18 protein-coding genes and 1 pseudogene are annotated in these 18834 nt (G+C 60.5%); 4 read left to right on the top strand and 15 right to left on the bottom strand.

Features of this window, described 5'->3' with window-relative positions:
- Positions 1-109: 109 nt before the first annotated feature.
- Positions 110-1267, top strand: coding sequence for a pepsin-like aspartic protease (locus FB009_RS12240; protein WP_033051250.1), 1158 nt, complete (start codon positions 110-112; stop codon positions 1265-1267).
- Positions 1268-1366: 99 nt separating this feature from the next.
- Here the strand turns inward: FB009_RS12240 and FB009_RS12235 are convergent, their stop codons facing one another.
- The 6 genes from FB009_RS12235 to FB009_RS12210 all read right to left on the bottom strand — a co-directional run bounded on the left by FB009_RS12235 (position 1367) and on the right by FB009_RS12210 (position 6870).
- The gene (locus FB009_RS12235; RefSeq protein WP_012066615.1) at positions 1367-2485 is read right to left on the bottom strand and encodes a branched-chain amino acid ABC transporter substrate-binding protein; all 1119 of its coding nucleotides are present in this window, start codon (positions 2483-2485) and stop codon (positions 1367-1369) included.
- A 113-nt stretch (positions 2486-2598) separates the two neighbouring features.
- Entirely contained in the window at positions 2599-2943 is a 345-nt protein-coding gene (locus FB009_RS12230) for a DUF6867 family protein (protein ID WP_145161621.1), read from the bottom strand.
- A gap of 25 nt (positions 2944-2968) precedes the next feature.
- On the bottom strand, positions 2969-3694 hold the full coding sequence (locus FB009_RS12225; RefSeq protein WP_012066617.1) for an ABC transporter ATP-binding protein: 726 nt from the start codon (positions 3692-3694) through the stop codon (positions 2969-2971).
- Positions 3691-4578, bottom strand: coding sequence for an ABC transporter ATP-binding protein (locus FB009_RS12220; RefSeq protein ID WP_012066618.1), 888 nt, complete (start codon positions 4576-4578; stop codon positions 3691-3693). Before FB009_RS12220 ends, FB009_RS12225 begins: the two co-directional genes overlap by 4 nt.
- The gene (gene livM, locus FB009_RS12215; protein ID WP_012066619.1) at positions 4578-5963 is read right to left on the bottom strand and encodes a high-affinity branched-chain amino acid ABC transporter permease LivM; all 1386 of its coding nucleotides are present in this window, start codon (positions 5961-5963) and stop codon (positions 4578-4580) included. The genes FB009_RS12220 and livM overlap by 1 nt, the downstream gene beginning before the upstream one ends.
- A gap of 4 nt (positions 5964-5967) precedes the next feature.
- Entirely contained in the window at positions 5968-6870 is a 903-nt protein-coding gene (locus FB009_RS12210) for a branched-chain amino acid ABC transporter permease (protein WP_012066620.1), read from the bottom strand.
- A gap of 445 nt (positions 6871-7315) precedes the next feature.
- Here FB009_RS12210 and cysQ point away from each other — a divergent pair, with 445 nt between their 5' ends.
- Entirely contained in the window at positions 7316-8092 is a 777-nt protein-coding gene (gene cysQ, locus FB009_RS12205) for a 3'(2'),5'-bisphosphate nucleotidase CysQ (RefSeq protein WP_012066621.1), read from the top strand.
- Positions 8093-8141: 49 nt separating this feature from the next.
- Here cysQ and FB009_RS12200 read toward each other — a convergent pair whose 3' ends face one another.
- Both FB009_RS12200 and FB009_RS12195 read right to left on the bottom strand, forming a co-directional pair.
- Positions 8142-8528, bottom strand: coding sequence for a response regulator (locus tag FB009_RS12200; protein ID WP_012066622.1), 387 nt, complete (start codon positions 8526-8528; stop codon positions 8142-8144).
- Positions 8529-8754: 226 nt separating this feature from the next.
- Positions 8755-9507 (bottom strand): Crp/Fnr family transcriptional regulator, encoded by a 753-nt coding sequence (locus FB009_RS12195; RefSeq protein ID WP_012066623.1) that lies wholly within the window; start codon positions 9505-9507, stop codon positions 8755-8757.
- 279 nt (positions 9508-9786) lie between these two features.
- Here FB009_RS12195 and FB009_RS12190 point away from each other — a divergent pair, with 279 nt between their 5' ends.
- Together FB009_RS12190 and FB009_RS12185 are read left to right on the top strand one after the other, a co-directional pair.
- Positions 9787-10647, top strand: a complete 861-nt coding sequence (locus FB009_RS12190; protein ID WP_012066624.1) for an SDR family NAD(P)-dependent oxidoreductase — start codon at positions 9787-9789, stop codon at positions 10645-10647.
- Positions 10648-10693: 46 nt separating this feature from the next.
- A complete protein-coding gene (locus FB009_RS12185) occupies positions 10694-12250 on the top strand; it encodes a VOC family protein (RefSeq protein ID WP_145161619.1) in 1557 nt (518 codons plus the stop codon).
- Here the strand turns inward: FB009_RS12185 and FB009_RS12180 are convergent, their stop codons facing one another.
- The 7 genes and pseudogenes from FB009_RS12180 to FB009_RS12150 form a co-directional block, all read right to left on the bottom strand.
- Positions 12251-12808 carry an NADPH-dependent FMN reductase gene (locus tag FB009_RS12180; protein WP_012066626.1) on the bottom strand — a complete coding sequence of 186 codons (558 nt, stop codon included), beginning with the start codon at positions 12806-12808 and terminating at the stop codon, positions 12251-12253.
- 104 nt (positions 12809-12912) lie between these two features.
- Positions 12913-13866 carry a ring-cleaving dioxygenase gene (locus FB009_RS12175; RefSeq protein ID WP_012066627.1) on the bottom strand — a complete coding sequence of 318 codons (954 nt, stop codon included), beginning with the start codon at positions 13864-13866 and terminating at the stop codon, positions 12913-12915.
- Between the two features lie 159 nt (positions 13867-14025).
- The gene (locus FB009_RS12170) at positions 14026-14802 is read right to left on the bottom strand and encodes a carbon-nitrogen hydrolase family protein (protein WP_012066628.1); all 777 of its coding nucleotides are present in this window, start codon (positions 14800-14802) and stop codon (positions 14026-14028) included.
- A pseudogene (locus tag FB009_RS12165) lies at positions 14803-15604 on the bottom strand (ABC transporter permease).
- Positions 15601-16455 carry an ABC transporter permease gene (locus FB009_RS12160; protein ID WP_012066630.1) on the bottom strand — a complete coding sequence of 285 codons (855 nt, stop codon included), beginning with the start codon at positions 16453-16455 and terminating at the stop codon, positions 15601-15603. Before FB009_RS12160 ends, FB009_RS12165 begins: the two are co-directional and overlap by 4 nt.
- Positions 16452-17489, bottom strand: a complete 1038-nt coding sequence (locus FB009_RS12155) for an ABC transporter ATP-binding protein (RefSeq protein WP_012066631.1) — start codon at positions 17487-17489, stop codon at positions 16452-16454. The genes FB009_RS12160 and FB009_RS12155 overlap by 4 nt, the downstream gene beginning before the upstream one ends.
- Before the next feature lie 174 nt (positions 17490-17663).
- Positions 17664-18743 carry an ABC transporter substrate-binding protein gene (locus tag FB009_RS12150; RefSeq protein WP_012066632.1) on the bottom strand — a complete coding sequence of 360 codons (1080 nt, stop codon included), beginning with the start codon at positions 18741-18743 and terminating at the stop codon, positions 17664-17666.
- Positions 18744-18834: the final 91 nt, after the last annotated feature.

Below are 18834 nucleotides of genomic sequence, written 5' to 3'. Positions count from 1 at the left end.
CGCTAAGGTTTACATAAGTAATAAGTTTGTCTATTACCTGAACGCAAGTTCTACCAAGAAATTGCAAAATGTCAAGTATGAAAAAGCTAGTAGCAATGAAAGAACGAACATGAAAAAGAACGAAATTATACTTTCGCAAAGAGAGGTGTACCGGACAAAGATGCGCAAGGGTGGCGTTAGATCTACCGTCGAAGCAGAGAATACACTGGTGTTCGAACTTCGCCGCGGCGCGATTACGAATAACGGCGCCACACCATGGTGGGTTTCCGCCACTGTTGGGACGAGCACCGTACCGCAGACTTTCAAGTTCATGATGGACACCGGAACAACCAACACATGGGTTACGGCGAAGAGCTGCTCCACCAGTGAATGCACACAGCACGATTCCTTCGACGAAACCGCGTCCTCGACCTTCGTCTGGCAAGACCAGTCACTGACACCCATCGACTTCAGCGGTTGGGGGAACATGGACGTCAACCTCGGAAATGACGTATGGGTTCTGTCTGACAAGAACGCCATCGACCAGGACGTCACCGTCGACTTCTGGCTCAGCCAGTCCTATTCCGGGGCCCGTTTTGGCGAACTTATCCAGGATGGGTTCATCGCCTGCGGTCCCTACGGTGACAATTCCCGGTCGAATTTGATTTTCGACGCGCTGTGGTACTCGGGTGCACTGGCTTCGCCGTGGATGTCCTATTGGGTCGATTACACGATCGACGGTGCAGCAGTCGACAGCGGCGAGATGATTTTTGGCGGCAGCAATGCCGACAAATACGACCCGGACACTGTTATCTCCCTCGATATCGTACCGGGAATCTGGACTCACATGGGCGATTCGATCGTCGTTGACGGTGCCGAGATATTTACGTCTCCCGCACTGCTGATCGACACGGGTGCCTCTGAAATCAAAGGAGAGCAGGCGGAGATCGATAAATTGATTGCCGCAGTAACGCTGGACGGGCAGCTGCCGCTTTCTCCCGACAACCCGGATCACTATGCCTATCCCGACCTGGTCTTCAATCTTGGAAAGACCAGCGACGGCAGCACCGGGCAGTTGGTCTTCCCGCCCCGCGCCTATTTCAACTATATCGAGGCAGGCACAGACCAAGGAAAATGGCAGATTGCGATGACCGTTCTTGAAGACCTTGGAGAAAACTCCCTGATCTTCGGCCGCAATCTTCTCGATCGGCTGTATTCGGAGTGGGAATACGACACCTCGGGCACGTCGGTCGCCGGGAAAACCATCCGGCTGGCACAACGGGTCTAGTTTAACCAGGCGCCGGGAGGACATGTCCTCCCGGCGCGCCCAAAACGATGGAAGGCCCGGCGCTTGGCGCCGGGCCTTCTGGATTACCTTCGAAAAGAACTATTCGTTCTGGAAGTAGCTGAACTTGCCGTCGTCACCCTTCTTCCAGGTGTACATGACGTAGTCCGGACGGGTGATGTCGCCCTTTTCGTCGAAGCCGAGTTCGCCGATCGCGGTCTTAAACGGGCCTTTGGCCTTGATCGCTTCGGCGACGGCCTGCGGATCGCTATTGCCGGCAGCCTTGGCACCTTCTGCAATGACCTGAAGGGCCGCATAAGCATAGAGCGTGTAGGCTTCCGGCTCAAAGCCCGCAGTGCGGAACTTCTCGACGAGATCCTTGGCAGCCGGGCTCTTGCGCGGATCCGGTGCGAAGGTCATCAGCGTACCGTCAACGGCGTCGCCGGCGATCGAGGCCAGTTCGTTCGAGACGATGCCGTCGCCCGACATCAGCGTCGCCTTCAGGCCCTGGTCCTTCATCTGACGCATGATCAGGCCGGCTTCCGTGTGCAGACCGCCGTAATAGACGATCGAAACGCCAGCCTGCTTCATCTTGGCAATAAGGGCGGAGAAGTCCTTGTCGCCGGTGTTGATGCCTTCATAGAGGGCCTCGGTGACGCCGGCTTCGTTCATCGACTTCTTGGTTTCGTCGGCAAGGCCCTGACCATAGGGCGTCTTGTCGTGAATGACGGCGACCTTCGCATCCTTGAAATTGGCCGCGATATAGGCGCCGGCAACAGCGCCCTGCTGGTCGTCCCGGCCGCAGGTGCGGAAGGTATTCCACAGGCCGCGTTCGGTGAACTGCGGGTTGGTCGAGGCAGGCGTGACCTGCAGGAGGCCGTTTTCGGCGTAGATTTCCGATGCAGGGATCGACACACCCGAGTTGAAGTGACCAACGACAAACTTCACGCCGTCGGCGACGAATTTCTGGGCAACGGAAACACCCTGTTTAGGGTCCGAAACGTCATCGCCCAGCACAATCCTGATCTGTTCCCCATTGATGCCGCCTGCAGCATTGATGTCTTCGGCGGCCTGCTCTGCACCTTTCTGAATCTGCGCGCCGAATGCGGCGTTCGGACCGGTTAGCGGAGCTCCGACGCCGACCAGGATCTCAGCCCATGCGGTGCCGCTGAAGGCGAGCATTGCTGTCAGCGCAACGGCCGACAGAAGAGACTTTCTCATCTTGTTACTCCCAATTATCCGAGCGGGTCTCGTTTCATAAGCCTGCGCAATGCCCACCATCATAGCGCCGGTGTTTTTTCGCACCGGCCGCGCGGGCCGGCACGCGCTGTTCCTTATTTCGCCTTCCAGGAAAACGGCGAGGTTTTTTCATAGAGCCAGTAGTACATGCTAGCCATTTGCTTGGTCCGATAGTAGCGGAAGCCAGCGGTAGCAAACAACAAAAGTACGAGCGTGTCCACGATATAGTATTGGAGCGTGAACATCGTTCCGTTGAACAGCGCACGATGGATGAAGCGGATGCCCCAACCCAAAAGCGCGACATAGAGGACGAGCCGCGGAACGTCACCCCAGCTCTCCGCGACGCTCTTGCCGGTCCGCCACGCGGTCCAGCCTCCCAGAACACAGGTGATGAAAAAAAACTGCCAGACCGATGGTTCTTCGTAGAGAATTCCCTGCATCTCACTCAACTCCAGGCGCGGCGGATCAATGGCGGCCGCCTTCCAGATAGGCTGCGCGGACCTCCGGATTGGCGAGGAGGTCCTTGCCCGTCCCGCTCATCGTCACACGGCCGTTGACCATTACATAGCCGCGATCGGAGAGCTTGAGCGCTCCGAAGGCGTTCTGTTCGACGAGGAACACGGTGAGGCCCTCGCTCTTGTTGAGCACCTTGATCGCTTCGAAGATGCCTTTGATGATCAGCGGCGCAAGCCCGAGCGACGGCTCGTCGAGCAGCAGGAGCTTCGGCCGGGCCATCAGCGCACGGCCGATCGACAACATCTGCTGCTCGCCCCCCGACAGAGTACCCCCGCGCTGAGACTGCCGTTCCTTGAGTCGCGGGAACAGCGTGAAGACCTTCTCCACGTCTTCCTTGAAATGCTTCAGAGCGTCGAGGCTGGCGCCCATCTGGAGGTTTTCGAGCACTGTCATGCGCGGGAAAATCCGGCGCCCTTCGGGCGACTGGGCGATCCTGAGACGCGCGATCTCATGCGTCGGCAGACGCGTGATGTCCTGGCCGTCAAAGTGGACCGAGCCGATGCGCGCCTGCGGACTGCCGCAGATCGTCATCATGAGCGTCGATTTCCCGGCACCGTTGGCGCCGATCAGCGCAACGATTTCGCCGCGATGGACCTCCATGTCGACGCCGTTCAGCGCCCGGATATTGCCGTAATAGGTCTCGACGCCTCTCACATGCAGCAGGGGCGCCGTCATTGCCTGGTCCCCCCATGCTCGCCTTCGATTTCCTCGATCTCTCCAATCACCTCGTCAACCTCTTCATCCTCGACGCCCAGATAGGCCGCAATGACCTTTGGATCGTTCTTCACGAAATCCGGGGTGCCGTCGGAAATCTTCTGACCGTATTCGAGAACCACGACGTGATCGGATATCTCCATCACCACGGACATGTCGTGCTCGATCAACAGGATGGAGGTGCCGGTATCGCGGCGAATCTCCTGCAGCAGTTCATTCAGCGCGAGCGACTCGCGCGGGTTGAGGCCCGCGGCGGGCTCGTCCAGGCAGAGAAGCTCCGGTCCGGTGCACATTGCGCGGGCGATCTCCAGCCGCCGCTGAGCACCATAGGGAAGGTCGCCGGCCGGATCGTCGGCCCGCTCGATCAGCGAAGCTTTTTCCAACCAGTGCCTGGCGAGTTCGATTGATTCCCTTGACGCCTCGCGATAGGTCGGGAAGCCCAAAAGGCCGAGAATGGTATAGCCGGATGCCCGCATCAGCTTGTTATGTTGCGCGACGAGCAGGTTTTCCAGAACCGTCAGGCCCGAGAACATGCGGATGTTCTGGAAGGTGCGTGCCACCTTCGCCTTCTTGGTGATTTCGAAATCCGGCAGCCGCTCCAGAAGGAACTCGTCGCCGGAATTCTGCCGCAGGGTGATCATGCCCATCGTCGGCTTGTAGAAGCCGGTGATGCAGTTGAACACCGTTGTCTTGCCTGCTCCGTTCGGGCCGATCAGCGCCGTGATCTCGCCGCGTTCCGCCTCGAAGGAGAAGTCGTTGATGGCCATCAGACCGCCGAAGCGCATCGACAGACGCTCAACCTTCAGGATGGGGTCTTTTTTCATTGCCTCTGTCCCGATCGCCATCAGCCGTGCCCCTCTTTGGTGAAGCTGCCGGAGACTGCCCTGCGTTGGCGCAGGAACGCGGTCGGCTCTCGTGATCCGACGAAGCCACGCGGCTTCCAGACCATGACCGTCACCATGGCCAGGCCGAAGATCAGCATGCGATAGAGTTCGGGTGTGAAGGCCGGTCCGAAGATCATCTTGAGGAACGTCAGCTCACGCAGGATTTCGGTGCCGCCGATCATAACGACGGCGGCAATGGCGATACCGGTCAGCGAGCCCATGCCGCCAAGAACGACGATGGCAAGGATGACGGCCGATTCCAGGAAGACGAAGGATTCCGGCGAGACGAAGCCCTGACGCACGGCAAAAAAGGAGCCTGCAAACCCGCCGAACATCGCACCCGTCGCAAAGGCCGTCAGCTTGGTGGTGACAGTGTTGATGCCGAGCGAACGGCAGGCGATCTCGTCTTCGCGCAACGCCTCCCATGCGCGCCCGATCGGCATTCGGCGCAGCCGGATCGTTACGAAGGCGGTCAGAAGGGCGAGCGCGAGGATCAGATAGAACAGGAAGATCTTGTAATAGGCCGAAGAGAGAGGCAAGTCGAAGAGCGCCGCAAAACCATCCTTCGAAGCATCGAACTTGATGCCGAAAAGCGTCGCCTTGGCGATGCCGGAGACGCCGAATGTCCCCTTGGTAACCTCGGTCCAGTTGATCAGCACGAGGCGGATGATCTCTCCGAAAGCGAGCGTGACGATCGCCAGATAGTCACCCCTGAGGCGCAGCACCGGGAAGCCGAGAACGATGCCCCAGAGGGCGGCGAGAAGTCCGGCGACAGGCAGCAGCACCCAGAAGGAAAGTCCGAAATAACTGGAGAGAAGCGCGTAGGAATAGGCGCCCACGGCATAGAAGGCCACATAGCCGAGATCGAGCAACCCGGCGAGACCGACGACGATGTTGAGGCCCCAGGCAAGCATCACGTAGATCAGGATCTGAATGCCGAAATTGTCGACCCATTTCAGCGACCCCTGGACGCCCACGAACGAGACGATGACCGGGGGGTAAAGCAGCAGCATGACGACCGCGATCTTCGGCCATTGGCGGGTGAAAAAGGTGTCCTTCTTCACCACGTCGGGCGCGGCCGCCTTTGCCGCCTTCCGTTTGGCGAACCGCGGCTGCACATAGACAACGATGAGGAAACGGCCAACCATGGCAACCGCCACGAATATCGCAAGCAGTCCCCAGCGCTGGGTGAGAATGAGTTCGTTGCGGATGTTCTGGTCGGACTTGAGCCCGACGAAGAGCACGAACAGTCCAAGCGTGATGAGGCCCGCAAAAACAGCCTCGCGAAGCGCCCGCGCCGTCAGTTCGCTGCCGGCGCTTGCGGTGGTGGATGCGACATTTGCCATGAAACTATACCTTCTCGACTTCCGGTCGTCCGAGAATACCCGACGGCTTGAAGATCAGGACGATCGCGAGAATGGAAAAGGTTGCGACGTCCTTGTAGTCGATGGTGAAATAGGCGGACCAAAGCGACTCGATAAGGCCGATCAGCAACCCGCCGAGCACGGCACCGGGCAGCGAGCCGATGCCACCGAGGACTGCAGCGGTAAAGGCCTTGACCCCCGGAGCGAACCCGTCGGTGAACACGACCACGCCGTAATACATCAGATACATCGTACCCGCGACGGCGGCGAGCGCGGCCCCCATGATGAAGGTCACAGAGATCGTGCGGTCGACATCGACACCGAGCAAGGCAGCCATCTTACGATCCTGCTCGGTAGCGCGCTGGGCACGTCCGAGCGGCGTTCGATTGACGATATACCAGAAGACCGAGAGCAGGATCGCGGTGATGACGACGATAACGATCTGCTTCAGCGAGACGGTGATGCCGAAGATCTCATAAACCGAGGATACCAGCGGCGGGATCGGCTTGTTTCGCGGGCCTTGCGTCACCTGAATGAAGTTCGACAGGACGATCGACATGCCGATCGCCGTGATCAGCGGCGCCAGACGGAACGAACCGCGCAACGGACGATAGGCCACGCGCTCGATGGTCCAGTTCCAAAGCGCAGCCGTCAACATACCGACGATCATCATGATCAAAAGCGCCAGTACAACCGGCACACCGCCAATGAATGTCGTGAGAATCAAGAATACAATCAAAGCGGCAAAGCCGCCAAGCATGAAAATATCGCCATGGGCGAAGTTGATCATGCCGATGATGCCGTAGACCATGGTATAACCGATCGCGATCATACCATAAATAGACCCAAGCGTCAGCCCATTGACGAGCTGCTGGATAAAATACTCCATCAATCTTCCCCTGGACCGGATCCTGTCGGTCCGATCTCTTGTTTTTAATACTCGTTTTCGAGCATGCTCTAAGCTCGATTTCATACCGCTTTCAAATGAAAATGAAAGCTAAAAAATGCGCCACCGCCAAATTCTACCGCGATAAAATCGATTTGACACTTTCGAAGCCAGGAAAATGAAAACTTGAGCAGCATTCGCCCGCGAAATAACCAACTTCGGCAGCAAAGCCGTCAAAGGCGATGAAATGAAAAACGGTTGCTGGAGTGGGCTCCACAATACATCGCCGCTATGGGAGCGGCTCCGTCTCCCATTCCTCGATGGCTTGGCTCCGCCGCCTTCGGCCGCACTAAGAAGCGCAGGTTCAAAGTGCTACAGTGACCTTTCCACGTCTGATAAGACGCGAGCGCCCGATGCGAATCGCTGCGACGCCAAAGAACAGGAAACAATGCTCGAAATACTGGAAGCCTCGGCGCTCGCCGCCGGACAAGCAATTATGGAGATCTATCTTGCCGGCCCCTCGGTCACCTACAAGCGGGACGCCTCGCCGGTAACCGATGCGGACCATCGTGCCGAGCGGATCATTCTTGCCGACCTGGCGGCCGCCTTTCCAGATATCCCCGTCGTAGCGGAAGAGGAGGTCGCAGCAGGCCGCGTTCCCGATATCGCCGGCAAGCGGTTCTTCCTCGTCGATCCGCTGGACGGCACGAAGGAATTCGTCAAGCGCAACAGCCATTTTACCGTCAATATCGGGCTCATCGAAAATGGCGAGCCGGTGACTGGCGTCGTCTATGCGCCGGCGCTCGGCCTGATCTATTCGGCAGCCGCTGGCAGGGCGAAGAAGGCGCTGGTGGAGAATGGCAAGCCTGCCGGTCAATGGACGACGATCGGCTGCCGCCGATGCGGCGACCGCCCCATGGCGTTGACCAGCCGCTGGCACAACAGCCCCGAAACCGTATCCTTCCTTACCGATCAGGGCATAGAGGACAGCGAGGCAGTCGGGTCGTCGCTGAAATTTTGCCTCCTGGCGGAAGGCACGGCCGATATCTATCCGCGATTCAGCCGGACGATGGAGTGGGACACCGCGGCCGGCGACGCGATTCTGAGGGCAGCGGGCGGAGAGACGTTGACGACGGCGGGCATTTCACTTGCCTACGGCAAGCGCAATCAACCGGACGACAGCGACTTCGCCAATCCATGGTTCATCTCACGCGGGCGAGCGTGACCCGAAGGCAACTGCTCGCCTTCGCGCGTATCATCGGCGCTGCAGACGTTCACACGTCCCGTGGATTGGCAGCAGTGGCAATGAGACTGCTCAGCGTTCCCTCGCTGAATGGCTTGTCGATCCTCGGGACGTCGCGAAGATGGCTCGGAAGAGCCAGGAGTTCTCCATAGCCACTGGTAAAGCCAAACCTGACGCCGCGTGTCATCAGCGCATCGGCAACGGCGAAGCTGGTATCGTCCCCGAGATTGATGTCGAGAATGGCAAAATCGAGCCTCTGTTCGACGATAAGCTCCATCGCCTTCGCCTTGGTGGTGGCAACATGGACGCTTGTCACGCCAAGCGAGACGAGCATCTCCTCCATGTCCAGGGCGATCAGGAAATTATCCTCGAGGACGAGGACTGACTCGATCGCCGGCGGCACGTCACTGACTGGCATTTATCTGCATCCTCGGTCTCTCCTCGTTTGCCGAGGCCTGAAAAAGGGGCTGGAGCGAGATGGGAACACCGCTCACGGTTTTTTTGCGTGGATCCCTCTGGCGTACTCGATCACGTTCATCATTTTGGAGGAATAGGGCTTAAGACCATCGTCGTCTAGTAAACACCCGGAAACTCCGGCGCATTTAAAAAAGACATGTTGTACGAAATTTGATGGTGCCGCCCAATCAGATCAGCGGCCTCTTCGGTTCGCACAATCCGTCCCAGCCCGCAACCGCAAGCAAGCCGTCGATGTCATGGACGTCGCAGCCCTTCTCGGCCCAGCGCAGCAGACCTCTGGCGGCCAGCTTCTTCAGCGTCTTGTTGGTGTGGACGAGCGAGAGCCCCAGCGTGTCGGCCACATGTTGCTGTGTGATGGGAATGACGCTCCAGCCGCTGCGAAAGAGTTCAAGGCTCGCAGCCCTCTGGTACAGGAAGGCAATGAGATAGGCGGCCCTTTCCAGAGCGGATCGGCGGCCGATGCTCAGCAGATTTTCGTCCAGCATACGCTCCTCGCGCGCTGCGATCCAGGTCAGGTCGTAGGCCAGTTCCGGATGGCACCTGTAAAGCTCGGCGAGCTTGCTGCGCTGAAAAACGCAGAGCACCACGGGCGAAAGCGACTCGATCGAATGCTGCATCTCGCCCATCAGGGTGCCCTGCAGCCCCACAATGTCGCCGGGCATGACATAGTTCATGATCTGCCGCCGCCCGTCATCCAGCATCTTGTAGCGAAACCCCCAACCGGAAAGCACGGTAAAGAGGTGTTCGCTCTCCTCTCCCTCAGCGAGAATCATCGCATTTGAGTCAAAGACGAGTTCGCCGATCTTGAAACGGGAGACGAATGCAATTTCTTCGGCCTCGAAGGACCGGAACAGCGGCAGCGGGCGCAAGGGACACTCTTTGCAGGGCGTGCCTTTGCTAAACTTTCCTTCGGTTATCATGAAGTATCTCGAGGCCCGGCGCACCGGTGCGGATGGTCAGACCCGATACAGTAGCATGGCGCAGAAGAACGACAAGGCCGAAGACGAAGCCGTGAAGGCGGCCGGGACTGGGCATGGCGCGTGCGGTTCCCGTCAACTCCGTTCCAAGTCCTTATAATTGATTGCATTTGCGATTTTAGATCGAACCGGCCTAAAATCGTCGTGATCTCGTCCGCGTCATGGACTCGCCGGTGCCCGGACCCTATGTCTGCCTGATCCGTTCCAAGCAGGATTGAAGCCATGATGTCCTACTCCGCCATAGCCAAGAACAACGTCGCCGTCGTTACCGGCGCCGCCTCCGGCATCGGCCTTGCCTCGGCGCGTCGCTTCGCCAGTCTTGGAATGAAAGTCGTCCTGGCCGACCTCGGTGGCGAGAAGTTGCAGGCAGCCGCAGCCGAGGTGTCGAAGGCAGCTCCTGAGGGCTCCGGCGATATCGCCGCAATCGCGACCGACGTGTCCCGTGCGGACGACCTCGTGGGGCTGGCACGTGCGACGCGCGAACGGTTCGGGCACGTGCACGTCCTCATGAACAATGCCGGAACTCAACCGGGTAGTTCCATTTTCGGACCGCTTGAAAACTGGGAAGCGGTGATCGGCGTCAATCTGTGGGGGGTCATAAACGGCTCGCGCATCTTCACGCCGGCGATGATTGCCCATGGCGAGCCAGCGCTCGTTATCAACACCGGTTCGAAACAAGGTATCACCACACCCCCCGGCGACCCCGCATACAACCTTTCGAAAGCCGGCGTGAAGGTCTTCACCGAGGCTCTGCAGCACGAATTGCGCAACACCGAAAACTGTCAGGTCAATGCACATCTCCTGATCCCCGGCTTCGTCCACACCTCCCTCACCGCACATGGGCGTACGGAGAAACCCGCCGGCGCCTGGACTCCGGAACAAACAGTGGATTTCATGATGGAGAGCCTGGCGCGCGGCGACTTCTACATTCTCTGCCCCGACAACGAAGTCGCACGTCCGACGGATGAAAAGCGCATCCTCTGGGCAGCCGGAGACATCGTCGAGAACCGGCAGCCGCTTTCACGCTGGCATTCGGACTATGGCGACGCTTTCCAGGCGTTTCTTGCCGAAACGAAGAACTGAGTACATTGCAAACGGTGCCGTCAGTAACGGCAGGAAGGGCTAAACCGTGACGAGCGGCATCCACCACATCACCCTGATCGCCCGCAAGGTGCAGGCCAATGTCGATTTCTATGTGGGGTTCCTCGGACTTCACCTCGTAAAGCGGACCGGCGGCTACGAAGATCCAAACCAACTGCATCTCTTCTATGGCGACGCCTCGGGGTCGCCGGGGTCGCTGGTCAGTTTCTTGATCTGGGAAGATGGCTCTCCAGGCCGGGTCGGCCACGGTAAGCCGAGCGAGATCGCCTTCGCCATTCCGCCCGAAAGCATAGGCTACTGGATGACGCGAGCGCTGCAGTTCCATATCCAGGCGACAGGTCCAGCGCAGGAATTCGGCGAACCGGTCCTCCGCCTGAAGGACCCGGACGGCGTAATCGTCAAGCTGGTGGGGACGAACGCCCTTGCCGAGCCCGCGCCTTGGGCCGGCCGCGATATTCCCGAAACGGACGCCATTCGCCGCCTGCGCGGCGCAACGGTACTCACCGAGAAATCCGAAGACACGGCACGTTTCCTCCAAAACCACTTCGGCTACGCCGAGACGGGCGCGACAGAGAGCATCCGGCGGCTGACCTCCAGGTCGGGGGATGTCATCGACGTGCGCGATGCCGGCGGGTTCTGGAGTGCCGCGCCCGGAACCGGAACGATCGACCACATCGCCTTCCGTGCGCCGGATGAGGCGACGGTGCTGGCAGTGAGGGCGGACCTCGAACAGGAGCAGGCCGGCGCCACGAATGCGCATGACCGGAAGTACTTCTTTTCGCTTTATGTGCGCGAGCCGGGTGGATCGCTCTGCGAGCTCGCCACGGATGGTCCCGGCTTCACCGTCGACGAGGCTCCCGATGCCCTCGGCACGACGCTCTTCCTGCCGCCGCATCTGGCGGGCGACCTCACCGCAACACTGGTCCGGCTGCCGCAATTCGCAATGCCCGGCGAGCCTAGGGTGCCGCAGCGCGACTTGCCGTTCATCCATCGCTTTTACCGACCGGAGAAGGCGAACGATCGCACATTCGTGCTGCTGCACGGCAGCGGCGGCAACGAGATCGATATGCTGCCCTTCGGCCATCAACTCGACCCCCGCGCGACTCTCCTCGGCGTGCGCGGCCGCAGCACCGAGGAAGGCTTCCCGCGCTGGTTCCGGCGCTTCTCGATGACGAAATTCGATCAACAGGACATTCGCGCTGAGGCGGAAGCCTTCGTCGCCTTCGTCGCGGGCACGCGGGAGGGCTATGGGCTCGATCTGGAAAAGACCGTGTTCATCGGCTACTCGAACGGTGCCAACCTGCTCGCCGCCGTCTTGCTGCTCCATCCCGGTTCCATCAGAAACGTCGTGCTGATGCGCGCAATGGCGGCGCTCGACGATACGCCGGAACCGGACCTTACCGGCACCAAAGTGCTGATGCTCACCGGAAAGGACGACCCGTACGGCAAGCACGCGCCGGAGCTGAAGTCGGCACTCGGCGACAGCGGCGCGAATTTCGAGGCGATCGACCTCGATATCGGCCACGGAATAGGGGTCGAGGATATAGCCGTGATCCGGCCGTGGCTCACCGAATCCGGTCTCTGACTATGCCTTCGTCGCGACGTGGTCGGCAAAGGCTTTGATGAAACCGCCTAGCCGCTCGCGTGTCTGCTCGTCTTTCAGCCGTCCCGCGTCATCGAAAAGCGTGTCGGCCTTCGGCACCATCAGCCGCTTGCCCGACCAGATTTCGGCGCCGAGCGTCCGCATCACCGCCAACCAGGCGTTCTGGCTGAGAATGGTCCCGAAGCTTCCGGAAGAACCGCCGGCAAGTGCGAACGGCCGGCCGCCGAAGACCTTCTTTATATCGGCTGGCGGGCGGCTCAGCCAGTCGATCGCATTCTTGAAAACGCCCGGGACCGAGTTGTTGTATTCCGGCGTAAAAAGGATGACGCCATCGGCCGCGACGATCTTACGCTTGAGCGCCTCTGCGGCGGCCGGGACGCCGCTTTCTGCCTCCAGGTCTCCATCATAAAGAGGGATGCCATGCAATGTCGCGGTCTCGAACGTCACCCCGTCCGGCGCCACTGTTTGTGCGGCTCTGAGCAATGCGGTGTTGTAGGAGGCCTTCCGCAGGCTGCCCGATATGCCGAGAAGCTTCGTCATGGGTAACCATCCTTCGCTCGCGACGCCATTATTCAACTCAGCGAATGATTTAGGGGCATCTGCGCAAAAGGAAAGCCGGATCGTCCCGGCTTTCCGTATCGGATCTACTCCAAAGGCTTCAGCCCAGCCTCGATCTGCGCGCGCTTCGGCTCGAGGAACGGCGGCAGCGACAGGCTTTCGCCAAGCGATTCCAGGGACTCGTCGACGGCAAAGCCAGGCCCGTCAGTGGCGATCTCGAAAAGGATCCCGTTGGGCTCGCGGAAATAGAGAGACCGGAAGTAGAAGCGCTCGACCTCGCCGCTCGACGGGAGGCGGAATTCACTCAGCCGCTCCGTCCATTGATGCAGCGTTTCGACATCCGGCGCCCGGAAGGCGACGTGGTGGACGCCCCCGGCCCCCTGGCGCGCGGTCGGCAGATCGGGCTGGACTGCAACATGCAGTTCGGCCGCCGGCCCGCCCTGGCCCATGGAGAAGACATGTACCTCCCCGGTGCCTTCGGGCGAAGGATAGCGGCGCAGCTCGGCCATGTTCATCACTTCAGTCAGCACGAGCGCGGTATTGGTGATATCAGGCACGCTGATGGTGATCGGCCCAAGGCCCTTGATCTGATGCTCGGAAGGTACCGGGCTCCTTTCCCAGGGGTGGGATGGTGACGATCCGCCATCATCGACGAGTCTGAAACGCTGGCCCTCTCCATCTTCGAATTCGAGGGAGATGCGGCCATCGATTTCGGCAATTTCACCGGAAGCGACCTTCAACTCCTCGAATCGGCGCTTCCACCATCCTACAGTCTCGGCGCTGCCGACCCGGAGCCCCGTTCGCGAGATGCTGTGCGTGCCGCGCCCTTCGCGCCCGACCGGCCAGTCGAAGAAGGTCAGGTCGGTGCCCGGGCTCGCCAGTCCGTCGGCGTAAAAGAGATGATAGGCTGTGGTGTCGTCCTGATTGACGGTCTTCTTGACCAGACGCAAACCCAGCGTCCTCGTATAAAAGCGCAGGTTTTCGGGCGCGTTCGCGGTGATCGCGGTCAGATGGTGGATTCCAGTCAGTTGCAAGCTCATGATTGCCTCCTTGTCGCTATGCGGCAGCGCCACCTGCGTCAGACGCCCGGCGCTGTAGAGCGGGCACTTCGGTTGAGCAGAATATCGACCCGGCCAGGCGTTTCCGAAAGAGGGCACAACGCGAACGGATTGTCCTCCATTTAAGAACGATGCGGCAGATCAGTCGCGTTGCAAGTCATTGAGATAAGTATTCTCCGCCCGGGAAATGGCAAATGCCTGCGGGTCGATTTCGGCGAAAATCAGGGTCTCATCCGTGGAGCCGCTCTTTGCCATGACCTGGCCATCCGGTGACGCAATACGCGACATTCCCGCAAAGGAGAACATATCGTCCGAGCCGCAGTGGTTGGCGTAAGCGACGAAAACCTGATTCTCGAAAGCCCTCGTCTGGATCATGTGCTCGGCGATGAAGGTGCCGGACCAGCCGGCCGGAAGAGCGGTCGGCACCAGCACCGCATCGGCGCCCGCGAGCGCCAGCCGGCGGACGTTTTCAGGAAATTCCACGTCGTAGCATATCAGCATGCCGCAGGTGACGCCCCGATGTTCGAAGAGGCGCGTCGACGGCTCGGCCGGGCTGAACAGCGAACGCTCGTAATCGCCGTAGAGATGCGACTTCCGGTAGACGGTCGGTGCCGTATCGCCGTCGACATGAACGGCGCTGTTGTAGACGGTGTGCCCGCTTTGCTCTGCGAAACCGGCGATGATGGCGGTGCCGGTCTGCCGTGAGATGCGTCGCAATTCCTGAACGATCGGCCCATCCGGCGGCTCGGCAAGTTCGACGATCGCTTCCCCCGCGCCATAGCCGGTGATTGCGAGTTCGGGCGCGACGAGCAGGGTCGCGCCCTTGCCGGAAGCGTCGATCGCCGCCCGCCCGATGCGGGCGAGATTGGCGGCAACGTCGCCGCCGGTGCTCTTCATCTGCAGAACGGCGAGCTTCATCTACTTTCCGTCCGATGACATGGCGCCGAGCAGCTTCGGCAGATCTCCGAAGCGGGCGACGAGGCTGAAGATCACCGCAGCCGTCACGACGAAAAGGACCGTCACGGAGGCCATGGTCGGCGTATAGCCGTACCGAAGCGCGTTGAAGATCTTGATCGGCAGCGTCTCCATGGTGAAGCCGACGGTCATGTAAGCAACGATATATTCGTTGAGCGAGAGCACGAAAGCGAATGCGTAGCCGGAGACGATGTAAGGCAGGATAAGCGGCAGAACGATGGTGCGAAAGATCGTGCGGTCATCCGCGCCCATCGTAGAGGCCGCTTCGACCAGCGACCGATCGATCGAGGTGAAGCCAAGCGACAGCGTCACCAGCGGCAGCGTGACAAAAAAGATCGCATGGCTGACGACGGCGGTCCAGGGCTGCCCATAGAAGCCTGCGGTCGCCCAGAAGGTGAGCAGGCCGAGCGCCGTAATGACCGGAGGCAGGGTGAAGGGCGCGACGCCCAGAAGCTGGAAGATGTTCGCCCAGGGCGCCACGCGGCGCCACAGAAACCAGGCGAGCGGCAGCGCGATCGCGACCGCAAGTGCGGCCGAAAGAAGCGCCAGCGTCACCGAGGCGAAAAGTGCGCTGCGCCATTCCGGGTTCAGGAAGATCTCGCCATACCATGAGGTGGAGAAGCCCTGGGGGGGGGAAGGCGAGCGTCTGCTTCGCATTGACCGAGACACCGGCAACGACGATCAGCGGCAGCGCGAGAAAAAGGCCGATCAGGAAGAAATAGAGCGTGCGGAAAGCAGACGTCATGCCGCTTCTCCCCTTCGTCCGGCAAGCACCGTAAGCGCCACCAGCCCCAGCGTCACCAGCACGAGGAACACTGCCATCGCCGCGGCGAACGGCATGTTGGACTGGTAGATTGCCTGATCGGTGATGAGCACCGAGAGCGTCCAGTGCTGCGGCCGCCCGAGCAGCTGCGGCAAGAGATAGGAACCGAGCGCGAAGATGAAGACCATGATCAGCGTGGCCGTGATCGTGTTCCGCAGCGCTGGAACCACCACGGTGAAGAACGCCCTGAGCGGGGACGCGCCGAGCGTGCGTGCCGCTTCGGTCAGCGTCGGATCAAGGCGCACGAGCGCAGGGAAAAGCACGAGCACCGTGTAGGGAAATGCTTGATAGACCATGCCCGTCAGCACAGCGGCGAAGCTCGGAGTAAGCGCCTTCGCCTCACCCATGAGCCCGAGCGCAACAAGGATGTTGGTGATGCCGGCAGTGCGCGAGAAAAGGGTCGACCACGCAAAGCCGATAATGACTTCGGAGAGAGAAAGCACGGAGAGCAGAGCCACGAGCCAGACCACCTGGACCCGGCGCGACATGCGCGTGAGCAGATAGGTGAAGGGCAGCGCCAACACGACGCAGCACAGGGCGACCGTGATCGCCAACATCAGCGAAAAGCCAAGCACACCGCCGAAGAAGGCCGAGAGGAAGCGGGCATAATTGTCGTAAACGAAGGCCGGCGTATAGAAGCCGCCCTGCTGGCGCTGAAAGAAACTGACGGCGATCATCGTGCCGAAGGGTACCACGAAGAAAATCGTGAGCATGCCCGCGGGGAAGAAAAGCGGCAGATAGTCGGCGAGGGTCCGGGGCGGTTCGCGTCTCATTTGGCGAGCACCACGCAAACATCAGGCGTGAGACCAATGCCGACCTGCTGCCCTACCGTGACCTCCGGCCGCGCACGCGGCGTGGAGACGGCGACGATCTGCCGGCCGGCGACGTCGACGAATGTCTCGATCGTACCGCCGAGATCGCGCACGAAAGTCACCGTGCCGGTAAGCGCCCCCGCACCCGGCGCGGTCAGGTGCACGTCCTCGGGACGGATTGAAAGCATTGCCTTCGCCGCGCCGGCGGGCAGGTCGAGACCTGGAACCGGCTGACCGAACACCGTCACACGGCCGGACCTGTCCGTTTCTGCCTCGACCAGATTGGTCTGGCCTATGAAGTCGGCGACGAAGCTGTCGGCCGGCCGGCGGTAGATCTCGATCGGCGAGGCGGCCTGCCGGATCTCGCCGCCATTCATGACGACGACCGTGTCGGCCATGGTCATCGCCTCACGCTGGTCATGGGTGACGACGATGGTGGTGATGCCGAGCTTCTGCTGCAACTGCCTGAGTTCGACCTGCATCGCTTCGCGCAGCTTGGCATCGAGCGCCGACAGCGGTTCGTCGAGCAGGAAGAGCTTCGGCGATATAGCCAACGCCCGGGCAATTGCCACACGCTGGCGCTGGCCGCCGGACAGCTTCGAAACCGGCCGGTCGGCATAGCCCGACAGGTGGATCATCGACAGGAGTTCGTCCACCCGCTTTCTCTGGTCTTCCTTCGGCGCGCCGCGAATGCGCAGGGGATAGGCAATGTTCTCGCCGACGGTCAGATGTGGAAACAGCGCAAGCGACTGAAAGACCATGCCGAGATTGCGCTTATGCGTCGGAACACGGGTGATGTCCTCGCCGTCGAGCCCTATGGCACCCGAGGTCGGCAGGTCGAGACCGGCAATCATGCGCAGGAGCGTGGTCTTGCCGCAACCCGACGGCCCGAGCATGCAGACGAACGTTCCGTGCGGCACCGTCAGGTCGACATCGTTGACGGCCCTGAACGATCCGAATTCCTTGACGACGTTTTGAAGGGCAAGTCCCGACATAATTTCCCCGTTTCTGGCCTCATACGCGGCTGTCACCGGCCACGTCAGAGGCGCTGCCGCGGTGACATTTTGAAAGATTCCACATCAGCTTATCCCTAAACCGCTCCCGGTTTAAGGTCCGTGCGTCCAATGCGCCGCCCCGGTAAGACCGAGGCGGCGTCGCCGTGTCAGGTCTCAGCCGACGATCAGCTCCGTCCATTTCTGGTTCAGCCAATCCGACTTCGTCTGGTAGAGGTCGTAGCGCGGAACGATCGGCTCGATGTCCGAGGAAACGCCGGCAAACTCCTTGTCCGTCAGATCGGTGGACTCGCGCTTGACCGTCGGCGAGGTGCCAACCTTGCGCGAGAGCGTTGCCTGAACCGCGGGCTGGCACATGTAATCGATGAAGATATGCGCTTCTTCGACCTTCTGAGAGGCACGCGACACGGCCCAGCAGCCGGAATCCTGGATGCCGCCCTCCTTCGGGAAGGTGGAACGGACCGGGTGACCGTCGGCCGCCGCGAGGCCCGTGACGTCATGATAATATTGTCCCATCGGGATTTCGCCCGATTTCAGCGCCTGCTCGAACTGCGCTTCGTCGCGGTACCAGAGGCGGACGTTCGGCTTCACCTCGGCCAGCTTCTCGAATGCCTTGAGAATCCCTTCTTCCGTGTCCAACGCATTGGTGCCGCCCATGAAGGTCTTGGCGGTTACTTCGAGCAGGAAGGAATTGGAAACCAGCGCCAGGAGACCGAGCTTGTCGGCATTCGCCGGATCCCAGAACGCCTCCCATGAGGTCGGCGCCTCCTTGTAGCTGTCGGTGTTGGTCACGAGCGTGATGTACCAGGAGACGGCTCCGATACCGGCGATGCGGCCGTCCGGATACTTGTTGACGAATCGCTCGATCAGGTTCGAGCCGTTCTTGATCTTCGCCATGTCGATCGGGGTCCAGAGATCAGTCGCCTGCCCTTTCAGCATCGCCACCTGCGACATCATGGAAACGTCCGCGGGCGCCTGTCCGGCACGGGCGGCCTGTTCGAGCTGGACGAGCCACGCCTCGCCGGTAGGCTCGGCGACGGATTCGATCGCGATGCCCGATGCCTTGGTGAATTCGGGGAAGATGTTTTTGTCGAACGAGTCCTTGAAGTAGCCGCCATAGACGCCGACTTTCAGCGACCTGTCTTGCGCCCGCAGCACCGAGGGCATCGCCAGCACCGAGGCGCCGGCAAGCCCCGCACCGAGCAGCGTGCGCCGCTTGATGGAATTGATGATCATCGCATGTCTCCTTTGTTCTTTGGCGGCTGTTGGCCGCGTTCCCTTGTTCTAGTTGATTCTTTGCGCTTTTGGTCCCCGCCGCGCATCAGCG

The sequence above is a fragment of the Sinorhizobium medicae genome, from assembly GCF_007827695.1.
GTDB lineage: Bacteria > Pseudomonadota > Alphaproteobacteria > Rhizobiales > Rhizobiaceae > Sinorhizobium > Sinorhizobium medicae.
Note: the sequence above shows the minus strand (reverse complement) of the source record. Positions and strands in the feature narration are given on the sequence as shown.